This is a genomic window from Streptomyces sp. NPDC001514 (assembly GCF_053597075.1).
On sequence record NZ_JBSFHO010000001.1, the window covers coordinates 24612 to 38133 of the forward strand.

Consider the following 13522-nt stretch of genomic DNA (forward strand, 5'->3'; position numbering starts at 1 on the left):
ACCCGCCGATGACGGGCTACTCCTCCAGTTCGATGATCGGCCGGTCGCTGACGACGGCCACCATGACCAGGGGGGCGTCGCCGTCGCTGTGACCGACGGAGACCCCGACCCACCGGTCGGCGCCATCCTCTCCGCCCACCGGTACGGGCCCCCACACCGTCAGATCGCCATAGTTGTCGTTGTCACACAGAGCCTGGAACAGCGGCGGCATGGGCTCGTCCGCCTGCTCCCGGAAGAGCGGCACATGCATGGCGACCTTCCGGTGGGCGCCCCATCGGCGGTCCAATTCGCCGACCAGGTCCGCCAGATGCCCCTCGGCCGCCTCCACCGCCTCATTCCATTCGGGCTCGTACAGCCCCGTGAGACTCCCGCTCTCCCAGAGCGGGGTGATCACGAAACCCTCACCCCGGGTCACGGTCCACTCCCCGGTGACCGGCTCTCCCTCGCCGAGCGTGGGCCCGGCCGCCGGTACGCGGACGGTCAGCAGCGACTCGACGTCGGCCACGGCCCTGTCGACGTCGAACGTTTCCCCGGCCCGGACGCTCACAGCGCGGCTCGGTCCATCGGGCGGGGCAACGGCTGCAGCGCCCCGGAGTCCCGCAGCCGCAGGTAAGCCTCGACCACGGCTTCGGCGTCGCCTTGCTGTGCGATCTCGAGGAGGACGCCTCCGTCGCCGAGCTCCTTGCGGGTGGCCTTCATGTCGTCGGGCAGCAGAGCCGCGCGCCCCGGGGACAGGTAGCCGACCCAGCCGACGGAAGGCTCGCCGGGGCCGAAGCCACCGTCGTCCTCCAGGGCATCGAGTACGTCGTCGTCGCTCACGTCTCCGAAATCGGGCTCCCACACCTGGGCGACGAGGGCGAGGAGTTCCGCGTCGGGGATCTCCGCGTCGTCCGGTGAGCTGATGCCGATCACGATCGACTGGAGGAGGAACTCCGGGGCACCGCCCGCCAGGCCGCTGATCTCGATCTCCCAGCCCGGCTCGCCTGCGGTGACGAGCCGTAGTCCGGTGCCGGTGACGTCGGACCAGCCGTCGGCCGTCTGCGCCGTGCGCAGGGCGGCGAGGAGGGATGCCTCGTCCGCCCGGAGCTCGGTGGCGGGACCGGAGGCGTGGATGTGCCGCCACATCCAGGCCTCGCCCGGCCTGGAGCCCGGCCCGGAGCCGGGCCCGGCCGCCGGGAGGAGCGATGCGAGCCGATTCAGCGTCAGTTCCCAGCGTCCGGCCAGTGCTTCGACCGACTCCTCCCGGGGTCCCCAAAAGCCTCGCACCACGCGTCGCATGTCCTGCCTCCGTCGCCTCTCGCCTCTCGTCCCTCGGGCCTCGGGCCTCGGGCCCGGCCAAAGGGGTCACCCCGCCCAGGCTAGTCAAACGCCTCAGGTTTCCTGGTGCTGTCCGACGGCTTCTGTTTGGTGTGGACGACCTTGATCGGCAGGCCCTCTTCCCGGAACGCCTTGCGGGCGGCCTTGGCCACGTCCGGGTCCGAGAAGTGCCATTCGACGGCACGGCCGCCGGACGCCTCGACCTGCGCCCGCGCCTCGGTGACGAACTCCTCCTTGCCCGACTTGGTCAGCGAACCCTTGTCGGTCTTGGAAAGGTAGCTCCCGTAGCCGTTCTTGGCCTCCAGGAACGTCTGCCTGCCGGAGTCCCAGCCGTCGTACTCCACATCCGGCTTGCCCTCCTTGGGGTGCGGGACGACGTACTCCTTGCCGCGCTTCGTGCCGGTGACCTGCTCCTGGTAGCGGAGCCAGGACTCGTTCTTCCAGTTCGGCTTCGGGTTGCGGTCACGGCTCGCCCAGTAGCCGTCGGCGTTGTCGGCCGAACCAAGGGGTGGGTCCTTCAGGTCCTTGGCCCAGTCCGGCGGGTTGTAGTTACGCGGGTCGGAGGTGTCGTTCCGCTTGGGATCGGGCCACGGCTTCTTCGTCACGACACGGGTGGGCTCCTCGGCGCGCTTCCTGGCCAGGTAGGCGGCCCGTTCCTGCTCGCGGGCCTCCTTCGCCTTGGCCTGGGCCTCCGTGTCGCAACCGTCATCGGCGAGGACCACCCGGTCCGGAGGTCCCGCGGCGAGCACGCCGGTCCCGGACCCGGCGACGCCCGTGAACCCGGGGCGCGGGCGGGGCCCGAAGGCGATGGAGCAGCCGGACTTACGGGCCTTCTCCTCGGCCTCGTCCGCCGCCTCGTCGGCCTCCCTCGCCGCCTTTCGGGCGCCCTCGACATCTCCGGCTTCGGCGGCCTTACGGGCCCGGCGCGCCGCGTTGCCCGCATCTGCGGCGGCCTCGGCCACCTCGCCGGCGACCTTGCCCAGTCTGCCGAGTTTGCCGACCTTGCCGACGACCTTCGCGACGTCGTAGCCCGGGATGAACATGGAGCCGACGTTCCAGACGACGTCGGTGACGGCGCGGGTCTTCTCGCCGTTGTTCCAGCGGTCGCGCACCTCGTCGCCGACGAAGACGTCGTCGCCGACCTTCACCACGGTGTTGAGCGAGGCGCCGCCCCAGTCGCCGAGAGCACCGAGGTAGTCGCCGTTGTCCCACTTCTCGCCGGCGTCCTTGGAGTCCTGCATCCACTGGTCGCCGAGCTGGCTGCCGTAGTCGGCCATGCCGGACCAGGTCTCGGCCTTGAACAGGTCGACGATGCCTGTGACGTCACCCCAGACGCCGTCGACGGCGATGCCCTTGACGACCTGGGTTCCGCGGTCCCAGGCGCAGCCGAAGAAGCCCCAGCCGCCGCAGTCCTCCTCTTCGGTCTTGTCGCCCTCGTCGCCGTCCTCCGACTCCTCGTCCGTGTCGGAGGCGGGGACGTCGTACGAGGCCTCGGGTTCCTCGTGGGTCTCGGGGTAGGTGTCACTCGCGCCGGCGGTTCCCCCGGTCGTATCGCCCCCAGGGCCGCCGGTGGAGCCGCCAGATCCGGTGGAGCCGCCAGATCCGCCAGATCCGCCAGATCCGGTGGACCCGGTGGACCCGGTGGACCCGGTGGACCCGGTGGACCCGGTGGAGCCGCCAGATCCGGTGGACCCGGTCGATCCGCCGCCTGTGCCGCTGGTCGATCCACCGTCCGCGCCGCCCGTGGAGCCGCCCGTTGAGCCGGCGGACCCTGCTCCCCCCGAGTCACCGGGTCCGTCCGTACCCTGGCCCCCGGAGTCACCGCCGCTGTCTCCGTCGTCGCTGTCTCCGTCGCCGGCCTCGACGGTCGTGCCGTCGCCGTCCTCACCGCAGTCCGAGCCTCCGCCGATCCGGCACACCTGGGCGCTGATCTTGGACGTCAGCTCCTGGCCGATCCCGGTCGCCACCAGCCCACCGATGATCGCGGCGACCACCAGGACCAGGCCGAGGTACTCCAGGGCCGTCTGGCCCCGGTCGCGGCGCCAGGTGATCATGTGCGAGAGCGAGAACTCGGGCTTGTCCTCCCGCTCCCGCTCCGGCAGCTCGAACCACTCACGGCTCTCGGTCTGCAGGAGGAACAGCAGGATCAGCGCCGGGAGGAAGAGCTGGCTGAAACCATGCCCCGACCCGTCACCGATGTTGGCCAGACCGCCGAGGATCAGCCACCCCTGTACGGCGACGAGGCCGATCCATACGCCCCTGCCGCCGGTCCAGACACGTCGCCCGAGCAGCCAGCCCACCACTCCGGGCGCGGCGCCGTACAACGCGAGACCCATGAGCAGACCGCCCATGGCGTCAGCGGCGAGCGCCGAGCCGAACAGGCCGAGACCACCCAGCACCGTTGCCCCGAACAGGACATGGAGCAGCACACGTACCACGCGGAGCTCGCGTGGGAGTTCCCGCCGCCCCGCGCCGGACGTCGGAACGGCGCCTCCATAAGCAGATATGCCGCCGAACGCAGACATGTGTGACCCCAACCCACGCTGGCTATAAGGGAAGTGAAGATCAGTCAGGGTATGGCCAGAAGTCGTGCGACGTCGTGGGCCCCAGGGCCCAACCCCGGACCCAAGCAGAGAGCCGGGCGTTGCGGGGCCGTGAATTTGAGACCCGCCTTGGGCCCAGGAGCCCACGACGTGTGGCTGCTGCGGGGTCTAGCGTCGTGTGTATGTCACCAGCGGGGGTTGTGCGACGTGTTCGTCGGCGGGTTCGTGTGATGGTGCCTCGGACGGAGGCTCGGTTGCTGGGGCTCCGACGTCATCGTGACCGTGGTCAGGGTGCGTTGGAGTACCTGGGTCTGGCTCTGGTCGTGGTGGCGATCGTCGGTGCGTTGGTGGCGACGGGGATCGGTGCGGAGCTGACGCAGAAGATCGCGGCGCAGGTGGAGTGCATCGGCGGCGGTGAGTGCGGTGGCGGCGCCGGGACCCAGGCCGGCGGTACCGGTGGCTCACAGGGCGATCCCGCATCCGACGACGGCGACAGCGACACCCCCAAGTCGCAGGAGCAGCTGGACTACGAGAAGGCGCTGAAGGAGCTCCAGGACGCGCAGGCCGCGGAGAAGTCGGACTCCGAGAAGGCGAAGGAAGCCGCCAAGGAGCTCGGGAAGATCCTGGCCGAGGAGCTGGGGATCACCGATGCGCTGAAGTGCATCACCGAGGGCGACATGGGGGCGTGCACGCAGACGCTCATCAATGTCCTGCTGAGTCTGATCGGTGGTGCGGTCGGGAAGCTGGCGGCGAAGTACGGGGCGCCGTGGAAGTGGAAGAAGGCGTATGAGCTCATCAAGAAGCTCAAGAAGCACGGCGGGGACCTGTACGACGGCCTGAAGGGGCTGCTGAAGAACCGCAAGCGGGTCAAGGACGCGGAGAAGGCGCTCGAGGACGCGAAGAAGAAGTACGACCCGGAGAAACAGAAGAAGCCGGACGAGAAGAAGCCCGACGACCGCCCGACCTGCCCCGCAACCAGGCACAGTTTCCCGCCCGGAACCCGTGTCCTCGTCGCCGGCGGCCTGAGCGTCCCCATCGAGGCGCTGCGCATCGGAGACCAGGTCGCCGCCACCGATCCGGCCACAGGATTCACTGCCCTGCACACCGTGAGCCGCGTCATCACCACCCATGACGACAAGGACTTCACCCGGCTGACGACGCCTGCCGGCACCGTCACCGCCACGGACACGCACCCCTTCTGGCTCGTCGACGAGCGCCGCTGGGTGGATGCGGGGGAGGTCTCGACCGGAGACCTGCTGCGCATGCCGTCCGGCGGCACGCTCGCCGTCACCGCGGTCGACCGCTACACCCGGCGGCAGACCACCCACGACCTGACCGTCGCCGGCCTTCACTCGTACTATGTGCTCGCGGGGGTCAGCCCCGTCCTGGTGCACAACAACGACTGGTGCACGGACGAGATGCGCCTCGATGACGCCGACGACATCGCCGACGGGCACGCGGGCAGCAAGCACGCGGGGGACTTCCCCGGTATGTCGGTCTCCGATCTCCGCAAACTCACCAAGGACGTGATCCAGAATCCCTCGCGGACCAAGGACCTGGGCAGCGGCCGGAAGGCGTTCCTCGGCAAGGACGGCACGACCATCGTGATCCACGATCCCATGCATCCTGACGGCGGGACGGTCTTCCGGCGGGATCCGGCCTCGCTCGAAGAGTATTGGGAAGGACTGAACTGATGGCGGGACGAGACGTGCCGGCGAGTGAACTGCTCGCCGAGGACGAGATCGCACTGATCCGGCGGGCGCTCCTGGAATGGGGAGGGCCGGCCCGGTGCAGCGATCAGCTCGCCATCGGCATGGGATTCGCGTCCATGCAGGATCTGCTCGACCAGTGCCGCAGGCTGCGGGCCGCACTTGCCGACGATGTCGCGCTTGCTCCGGTGGACTGGGCGCGTGCGCTCCTGGCTACGGAGATCGTCTTCGTCAGCGATCTCGCGGGCACCGGCTTCGAGTGGAGGACGACCACGGGGCTTGACGACGAACGGACCATCAGGACGCTGCGATCGATCCAGCGGAAGCTGGCCAGGACCGTCAGGCCCTATTACGGGCAGACCCCGACGGAATGACGGGGAGTGGTGTGGCGCCCGACTCTGCTCCGCCCGACGTCGCGCCGTCCGTGACACTCCGAGGCCTCCGAGCCTCCGAGCCTCCGAGCCTCCGAGGCGTCCGAGGCGTCCGAGGCTCAGAGGCCGCCGGTCACACCCACCCCCACACCGCCACGAACCCGTACAGCAGCCCCAGCGCGAGCACCCCAAGCCCCACCGCGAACGCGGCCGGCACCATGAGCGGGCCCCAGGCCCCGGGCCCGGCCACCGTCGCCCGCTTGTCCGGGGCCGCCGGGTCGTACGAGACGCGGATCGGGGCGCCGACTTCGAAGCCGAAAGGACCGGGCGCCGAGTCGGTGAACTCGATGTCGCGGCCGTCACGGGTGCGGAAGGCGAAGACGTACTCCGTGGCGTAGCGGTGCTCCATGCCCGGGCCGCGGTCGACCATGCGGCGCTCGGCGCAGCGCCCCTCCGCGCGCTCGCCGCGCCGCACGAGCCACAGCACGCGGCGCAGCCGAAGGGCGGAGCGGATCGCGAAACCCCCGAAGAGGAGGCCGAGGAGCAGCAGGAGCGTGGCTCCACCACCGGGAAGGATCTGCATCGCTGCCTGCCTTACGTCACGGCGTCACGGCCTGGGTTACTTGACGGTGATCGACTCCACGAACGTATCGAGTTCGTCCTCGCTCAGGGCGTCCTTCACCGCATTGATCCGTACGAGGAAGGGCACGCCCTTCGAATCGACCCCGGCCACCATGACACCCGTCATACGGGTGCCCTTCTCCGGGGTCCGCTCCTCGCCGCTCGACGTGAACTCGTAGTTGATACGGCGTGCCTGCCGCGCGCTCTCCTCACCGTTCAGCCGCACGTCGCTGGTGTCCTTCCGGGTGGCCCCGATGCCGATGACCGCGCCCGCCGCGGTGGCGGCCTCCGCCGCGTCGTCCACGCCCGTGGCGAAGTTCAGCTGGACGGACACCATGCCGGTGCGCAGCCCGCCCTCCTCCTTGAGTGCGACCGCGGCGTTGTGCTTGCTGCGCTCGGCGGCAGGCTGCTCCTTGTAGCCCTTCCCCGAGGGGTAGCCGACGGACAGGCTCTTGGTGTCGAGCGTGCCCCAGCCGTCGGGGAGGGCAGCGGCGTCCGTGCCGCCACCGCCACCGCAGCCGGTCAGCAGGACAAGGGAGAGGGCGGCGGCCGTCGCTCCGCTCAGCGCTCGGAAGTTCTTCATCGTCCTTACGTCCTTACTTCGCGCAGTAGCTGTACGGCAGGTAGGAGCGCTTGTCGCCCTGCGGGGCGCCGAGGAACTGGGCGTCCGTCAGTGTCTCCTTCTTGTGCTCGTCCGAGATGGAGAACCCGAGGCTCATGCCGAGCGAGACCTCGAAGCCGAACTCCTGGGCATCCGTCTCTCCGTTGTAGTTCATCGTGCTCGACAGACCGTCCTGGAACATCATCTGCTCGAAGGGGTCGTTCCCCTCGGGCTTCTGCTGAAGCGACTCATCGCCGAACATGTACTCGAACGGGGCGGTGTTGTTCCCGGAGCCGTCGAGCCACTTCTCGGCGATCGCCCGCTTGTCCTCGGTCCCCTGGTCGCTCTCCTTGCCGAAGACGATCGAGTTCGTCTGGACCTCGATGCCGGTCGGCCCGGAGGAGTCGTTGACGCTGCCCTTGCCGCCCCGCTTGTCCTCCTTCTTCTTTCCGTTGTCGTGACCGACTTCGGTCTTGTCCGACGTCTGCGTGCCCTCGAACGTCTTCGTCATGTCGATACGGACCAGCTTGCCGGTCTTCTGATCGCGTGTGACCGTGATGGCGCCGGTGTACGAGTCCTTCGCGCCGGCCGTGCCGCCGAGCGGCCCCGCCTCGCCGCTGACCTTGCCCTCGATCTCCAGCTTGGCGGTGTACGTGTACGACTCGTTGCCGTTGACGTCGTCCTTGGTGATCGTGACGTCGGGCGAGAACTTGGCCTTGCCGCCCAGTTTGGCGCCCAGCTTGGTGTCGTCGCCCGCCTTGATGCCGAGCCCGCCGTCCGCCTGGGCGTAGGCGCCGATCGTCGAGTACGAGATCTTCTTGTCGCCGATCTGCTTCTCGATGGCTTCCTTCTTCTCGGCCCACTCCTTGGCCGCGTACCAGTTGCCACCGCCGTATGCGCCGCTGTGCTTCATCGAGGTCTCCCACATCTTCATTTCCTCGATGTCGTCACGCATCTTCTTGGCGTCCTCCTCGCTCTTGAACACCCAGGTGTCGCCGTTCGTCACCTTGATGCCGGCGCCGAGGTCCACATCGGCCTTGCCGAGCTTGCCGAGCTTCACGCCGGGGGTGGAGCCGTTGACACCCGCGGACGCCGCGTCGGTGAAGGTGAGATAGACCAGCTTGTCGTTGCCGTCGACCTTCCCGTCCCCGTTCACGTCGGTGTTCGCCTGGGCGACCTTCTGCTGGAAGCCGTACTCCTCGCCCCACTCGAACCAGCCGATCTTCACCTTGCCGCCCGCCGTGTCGGAGACGCTGGAGACCTGGCACAGCTTCGGCTCGTAGTCCGCGTCGGTCTTGGGCCTGGCGGTGCCGTCGGGGCCGGTGACGCAGTTCCCGCCGCCGGAGCCCATGAGGGAGGCGACGGCGCACTGGATCCGGGCACCCACGCGGCCGCCGATGCCGGCCGCGGAGACCGCGAGGATCAGGGCGACGACCACGACGATCACGCCGAGGTATTCGAGCGCGGTCGCGCCGCTGTCCCGCCAGGTGTACGGATACGCCGCCGGGGTGCGGTTGTCCGCACCGCGCCCTTCCAGCAGACGGTCGAACGCGAGGCCTGTGGCGGCGCCGGTGGCGAGGGACACGACGGGCATGAAGAGGCCCTCCGCCGAGAGGAAGTCCCAGGACACGGTGTAGCCGTAGACGAGGCCGGCGAAGGGCACGGTGAGGGTGGCGAGGAGGCGGGTGACGAGGGAGTCGCGCTTCGGTCCGGGAAGAACGCGGGCGGCGACAAGCACGGTCAGCGTGGTGGTGAGGATGCCGGGGACATGCAGCAGGGCGAGCCGCCAGCCGAAGGTCTCCAGCCGTTCGGAGGTGGCGAGGGGCTCCAGGAGGGCCTTGGCGAAGAGCAGTCCGCAGGCGAAGTACACGATGATGGCTGCTGCCCAGCTGCGTATCAGCGCGAAGAACTGACCTGAGCCACCGGGGCCGTGCCGCCCGGGTGGCACGTACCCGCCGCGTCCGTATCCGCTGCCGCTGCCGCTGCCGCTTCCGCTGCCCCACGCCCCGCCACCGCTCACGGCCGTACCTCTCTCGTCTCCGAAGCCCGTACTGCAATCCGTGCATGCCTGCGCGGCGCGAGCGTACGAGCGCCGGGCTCCGGTGACGTGGGCCCCCGGCCCCAATCTCAGGCCCAAGTGCGCGGGCCCCACCAACTGCCGTGGCCCGTCCACGAATCCGGGGCCGGCAGTGGGCCCTGGGGCCCATGACGGGTGATGCGTCGGCCGGTTAGTTTCGCGAGCATGTCTGTTCTGGGGGATGTGCGCAGCGTGGGCCGGCGGCTTATCAGCCGTGTCCCGCGCACGGAGGCTCGGTTGCTGGGGCTCCGGCGTCATCGTGACCGTGGTCAGGGTGCGTTGGAGTACCTGGGTCTGGCTCTGGTCGTGGTGGCGATCGTCGGTGCGTTGGTGGCGACGGGCATCGGTGCGGAGCTGACGCAGAAGATCGCGGCGCAGGTGGAGTGCATCGGCGGCGGTGAGTGCGGTGGCGGCGCCGGGACCCAGGCCGGCGGTACCGGTGGCTCACAGGGCGATCCCGCATCCGACGACGGCGACAGCGACACCCCCAAGTCGCAGGAGCAACTGGACTACGAGAAGGCGCTGAAGGAGCTCCAGGACGCGCAGGCCGCGGAGAAGTCGGACTCCGAGAAGGCGAAGGAAGCCGCCAAGGAGCTCGGGAAGATCCTGGCCGAGGAGCTGGGGATCACCGATGCGCTGAAGTGCATCACCGAGGGCGACATGGGGGCGTGCACGCAGACGCTCATCAATGTCCTTCTGAGTCTGATCGGTGGTGCGGTCGGGAAGCTGGCGGCGAAGTACGGGGCGCCGTGGAAGTGGAAGAAGGCGTATGAGCTCATCAAGAAGCTCAAGAAGCACGGCGGGGACCTGTACGACGGCCTGAAGGGGCTGCTGAAGAACCGCAAGCGGGTCAAGGACGCGGAGAAGGCGCTCGAGGACGCGAAGAAGAAGTACGACCCGGAGAAACAGAAGAAGCCGGACAAGAAACCGACCACCTGCCCCGTCAGGCACAGCTTCCTGCCCGGCACGCCCGTGCTGCTCGCGGACGGGCGGCGGGCCGCCATCGAGACCGTGCGCACCGGGATGCGTGTCAAGGCGACCGACCCGAGCACCGGCGAGACCGGGACGCGGCTGGTCACCACGGTCTTCACCACGTACGACGACAAGGACTTCACGCGGCTGACCGTACGGACCGCGTCCGGCACCGCGGTCATCACGGCCACCGACACGCACCCGTTCTGGCTCACGGACCAGGGGCGCTGGGTGGACGCCGGCGAAGTGCGGCCCGGGGCACGACTGCGCACCGAGTCCGGCAGCGGCCTGACCGTCCTCACCGCTCGCCACTATGTGCAGCGGCGGACGACGCACGATCTCGCTGTCGAGGGCCTGCACACCTACTACGTGGGTGTCGGTCCGGCCGTCGCTCTCGTGCACAACAACGACTGCGACATGTCCCCGGAAGAGGTCGACGCCGCCCGGAAGCCGGATGTCGGAGAAGGCGACGCCAAGAAGTTCAAGGACCACTTCCTGCGGCACAAGAAGCTCGTCGAGGACGCCCTGGGCACGAAGTACAAGAAGCTCAAGGAGGACGGACCGCGCTTCCGCGAGGACATCGCCAAGGCCATCAAGGACGGCACGTTCGAACTCGTCGGCAAGGGCACGTTGAAGAAGGGCGAGCCGGAGGGCCTGATCTATCGTGGCAAGGGGGTGACGATCGTCCTGAGGGAGAACGGCGACTTCTGGACGGCTCTCAAGAGCGGTGAGGGCCTCGACACATCGATCGAGATCACCAAGAAGGTGCCGAAGAAGAAGGGCTAGCCGGGATGAGCGTGGGACATGCGGTGGCTGCGGTACTCCGGGAGCACCGTGTCCGTGACGTCCTCGTCCCGGGCTGGATCGACCGGGACGACAAGATCCCCGAGTTCCGCCCGCAGCCTCTGGTGGTGTGGCTGCGGCTGGATGACGGGCTGCTGAGGTTCGCCTCGGTCGGGGGCCACGGCGGCCTGGCCTCGGAGCGGGTCGCGGCCGTCCGCTGGGACGACGTCGAGCTGCTCGTGGAGGCGGAGGACGAGGTCGTCGTCGCCTCGTACGGGGAGCAGCTCTTCGGGGACGGCAGGGACGAGCTGCGCTGCACCGCGCTGCGCGCGTATGTGACCGCCGAGGGCGCCACCACCTGTCTTGCGCTGGACTTCGAGGGCTCTTACACGCTCTTCCTGGATCCGACGTGGACCTTCGGCATCAGGACCGGCAACGAGGCGGACGAGCAGCGGTGGGTGGACAGCTACGGAGGCGGCGCCGCTGCCGAGGTCGTGGATCTGGCCTGACCCGGACTGCCTGACCTGAAGCGACGCTCAGGTACGGGACCTGTTCATGCTCTACGACTTCCTGACCGTGCACCGGCCGGCGCCGGACACCATGGCGGCGCCACGGTGCTGTTTCCGGCGGTGGACGTGGGTGCGCCCTCGGCGTACTGGGGCGGCACGCCGGAGGGGAGGGTGACCCGGGCACGCGTCTGCGCAGAGCTCGTCAACCGGTCGCGTGAGTCGCTGATGTTCTGGGAGAAGCTCGTGCGACGGCTGGAGGCCGACCGGGCGCCGACGGCAGCAGGAGGCCACGATGCAACCCGCCGACCGTCCGTGACCAGGCGCTCGCACGCCTGGAACGGTCGGCGGACTCCATCAGCCGATCTTGAGTCGCCGCTCCGTCCGCGCCCCCGTTAGCGTGAATCTGTCTCACTTGACAGGGCGTGAGATCGCACGAGGGAGCGGGCCCGTGTCCATCGCACGTTCACGGACCCGCTCCCGTTGGGGAGGACCCACCATGGAACCGAAGTCGAAGGAAATCGCGGCGACCACCACCGTCACCGCCATCGAGACCACCGCCGACCGCACCGGCGACAGCGAACTCGCCTACCTCGCCCCGGCCGCGGCCGCCGCGCTGCGCCTGCTGGCCGAAAGCCTCAAGCGCCGCGGCGCAGACCAGGACGCCGTCATCCTGGCGCTCAAAGACGCGAAGGTCCACGAGGCCTTCGCCGACGTCCTGGACGCGGCCTCCACGGTCATCATGGAGGACCCGTACGAGTTCGACGGCCGCCTCCACGCCGACAACCTCAGCGCCGTCGCGGGCGAAGTCCGCGATGTCTTCCGCCGGCTGTAGCTGCAGGGAAGACTCTCTGGTGGCGCCCCGTCCTACCCCCGACCGCCTGGCCGCGCTCCGCCCGGCCGACGCGCCCCCTATGGGCAGCATCCGCTCGCTCATCAGCTGGGGCGCGCCGCATTCCTTGCGGACCATGCGGGCCGACTCGCACGCCCCGGGCTCCGGTGAGCGGTGCCCGGGGCGTGTGCTGCTGGTGTCAGTCGGCACCGGCGGTCCCGGCCAGGTGTTCCTCGTTATCCGAACTGGCCGGGCTGGTAGTCGCCGGCGGGCTGCTGGACGATGACGTTCACGCGGTTGAAGGCGTTGATGAGGGCGATGAGAGACACCAGGGCGGCGAGCTGGTCCTCGTCGTAGTGCTTGGCGGCATTCGCCCAGGCCTCGTCGGTGACACCACCGGCCGCGTCGGCGATGCGGGTGCCCTGCTCCGTCAGCTCCAGGGCAGCGCGCTCGGCATCGGTGAACACCTTGGCCTCTCGCCAGGCCGCGACCAGGTTGAGGCGCGTCGAGGTCTCTCCGGCGTGCGCGGCGTCCTTGGTGTGCATGTCGGTGCAGAAACCGCAGCCATTGATCTGACTGGCGCGGAGCTTCACCAGTTCCTGCGTCGCGGCCGGCAGCGTCGAGTCCGAGACCACCTTGCCCGCCGAGACGAAGTGCTTCAGGGACTTGGTTGCGACCGGGTTGCCGAAGAGGTTCAAGCGAGCATCCATAGTGCACTCCTTGCCGTTGTTGTGGTTACACCTCCCTGACGGAACAGCTCGGCACGATGTGACAGGAACGAAAGTGACGTGCGTCTCCCTTGTCGCACCGCGGCGGGAGCCATCCAGGACGAAGTTGAGGACATGAGCGGGCAGTTCATCCCGTCGCTGGGTGTCCCGCTCGCGGCCCTCCTGGCCGGCACAGCGGTCCCGAGGGCGCTGCGGCATCTCGGCAGGCGTCGCCATCGATGAATCCGCACCCATCCGGGGACGTACGCACAGCGGTGGAGGGTGCGATGCCGAAGAGCCGCACCAGGTGTACTGGGTCGGCGGTGTGGTGCTCGCCCTGGCGTGCCTGCCTGACGACCTGGTCGACGGCCGCGTCGCCACGTCCGGAGAGGTCGCGGGTGAGGGCCAGGACGGCGTCGAGCAGGGCGAGGGAGTCGTCACTCGCTGCGCTGGCGTGGGCTGCCTGGATGAGCTGGTCCATCG

13 protein-coding genes are annotated in these 13522 nt (G+C 69.1%); 5 read left to right on the plus strand and 8 right to left on the minus strand.

Annotation, left to right across the window (positions count from 1 at the left end; all coding sequences use genetic code 11):
- Positions 1 to 16 precede the first annotated feature (16 nt).
- The 3 genes from ACWCXB_RS00120 to ACWCXB_RS00130 all read right to left on the minus strand — a co-directional run bounded on the left by ACWCXB_RS00120 (position 17) and on the right by ACWCXB_RS00130 (position 3842).
- Positions 17 to 547 carry a hypothetical protein gene (locus ACWCXB_RS00120; protein ID WP_450717280.1) on the minus strand — a complete coding sequence of 177 codons (531 nt, stop codon included), beginning with the start codon at positions 545 to 547 and terminating at the stop codon, positions 17 to 19.
- Complete coding sequence (locus tag ACWCXB_RS00125; protein WP_450717282.1) at positions 544 to 1278, minus strand: hypothetical protein; 735 nt, start codon at positions 1276 to 1278, stop codon at positions 544 to 546. The genes ACWCXB_RS00120 and ACWCXB_RS00125 overlap by 4 nt, the downstream gene beginning before the upstream one ends.
- Before the next feature lie 80 nt (positions 1279 to 1358).
- Positions 1359 to 3842 (minus strand): Tox-REase-5 domain-containing protein, encoded by a 2484-nt coding sequence (locus ACWCXB_RS00130; protein ID WP_450717284.1) that lies wholly within the window; start codon positions 3840 to 3842, stop codon positions 1359 to 1361.
- Positions 3843 to 4156: 314 nt separating this feature from the next.
- Here ACWCXB_RS00130 and ACWCXB_RS00135 point away from each other — a divergent pair, with 314 nt between their 5' ends.
- Positions 4157 to 5554 (plus strand): polymorphic toxin-type HINT domain-containing protein, encoded by a 1398-nt coding sequence (locus ACWCXB_RS00135; RefSeq protein ID WP_450717286.1) that lies wholly within the window; start codon positions 4157 to 4159, stop codon positions 5552 to 5554.
- The gene (locus tag ACWCXB_RS00140; protein WP_450717288.1) at positions 5554 to 5943 is read left to right on the plus strand and encodes a hypothetical protein; all 390 of its coding nucleotides are present in this window, start codon (positions 5554 to 5556) and stop codon (positions 5941 to 5943) included. Before ACWCXB_RS00135 ends, ACWCXB_RS00140 begins: the two co-directional genes overlap by 1 nt.
- Positions 5944 to 6073: 130 nt before the next feature.
- Here ACWCXB_RS00140 and ACWCXB_RS00145 read toward each other — a convergent pair whose 3' ends face one another.
- From ACWCXB_RS00145 to ACWCXB_RS00155, 3 genes are read right to left on the minus strand one after another with little or no spacing between them, the layout of a single operon-like run.
- Positions 6074 to 6523 (minus strand): DUF3592 domain-containing protein, encoded by a 450-nt coding sequence (locus ACWCXB_RS00145; RefSeq protein ID WP_450717290.1) that lies wholly within the window; start codon positions 6521 to 6523, stop codon positions 6074 to 6076.
- Positions 6524 to 6559: 36 nt separating this feature from the next.
- Positions 6560 to 7144 carry a hypothetical protein gene (locus ACWCXB_RS00150; protein WP_450717292.1) on the minus strand — a complete coding sequence of 195 codons (585 nt, stop codon included), beginning with the start codon at positions 7142 to 7144 and terminating at the stop codon, positions 6560 to 6562.
- A gap of 13 nt (positions 7145 to 7157) precedes the next feature.
- Positions 7158 to 9182, minus strand: coding sequence for a hypothetical protein (locus ACWCXB_RS00155; RefSeq protein ID WP_450717294.1), 2025 nt, complete (start codon positions 9180 to 9182; stop codon positions 7158 to 7160).
- A gap of 336 nt (positions 9183 to 9518) precedes the next feature.
- Here ACWCXB_RS00155 and ACWCXB_RS00160 point away from each other — a divergent pair, with 336 nt between their 5' ends.
- The 3 genes from ACWCXB_RS00160 to ACWCXB_RS00170 all read left to right on the plus strand — a co-directional run bounded on the left by ACWCXB_RS00160 (position 9519) and on the right by ACWCXB_RS00170 (position 12335).
- Positions 9519 to 10997 carry a polymorphic toxin-type HINT domain-containing protein gene (locus ACWCXB_RS00160; protein WP_450717297.1) on the plus strand — a complete coding sequence of 493 codons (1479 nt, stop codon included), beginning with the start codon at positions 9519 to 9521 and terminating at the stop codon, positions 10995 to 10997.
- A gap of 5 nt (positions 10998 to 11002) precedes the next feature.
- Positions 11003 to 11503 (plus strand): hypothetical protein, encoded by a 501-nt coding sequence (locus ACWCXB_RS00165; RefSeq protein WP_450717299.1) that lies wholly within the window; start codon positions 11003 to 11005, stop codon positions 11501 to 11503.
- Between the two features lie 496 nt (positions 11504 to 11999).
- The gene (locus ACWCXB_RS00170) at positions 12000 to 12335 is read left to right on the plus strand and encodes a hypothetical protein (protein WP_450717301.1); all 336 of its coding nucleotides are present in this window, start codon (positions 12000 to 12002) and stop codon (positions 12333 to 12335) included.
- 233 nt (positions 12336 to 12568) lie between these two features.
- Here ACWCXB_RS00170 and ACWCXB_RS00175 read toward each other — a convergent pair whose 3' ends face one another.
- Positions 12569 to 13042 (minus strand): carboxymuconolactone decarboxylase family protein, encoded by a 474-nt coding sequence (locus ACWCXB_RS00175; protein ID WP_450717303.1) that lies wholly within the window; start codon positions 13040 to 13042, stop codon positions 12569 to 12571.
- 145 nt (positions 13043 to 13187) lie between these two features.
- Entirely contained in the window at positions 13188 to 13520 is a 333-nt protein-coding gene (locus ACWCXB_RS00180) for a hypothetical protein (RefSeq protein ID WP_450717305.1), read from the minus strand.
- Positions 13521 to 13522 lie beyond the last annotated feature (2 nt).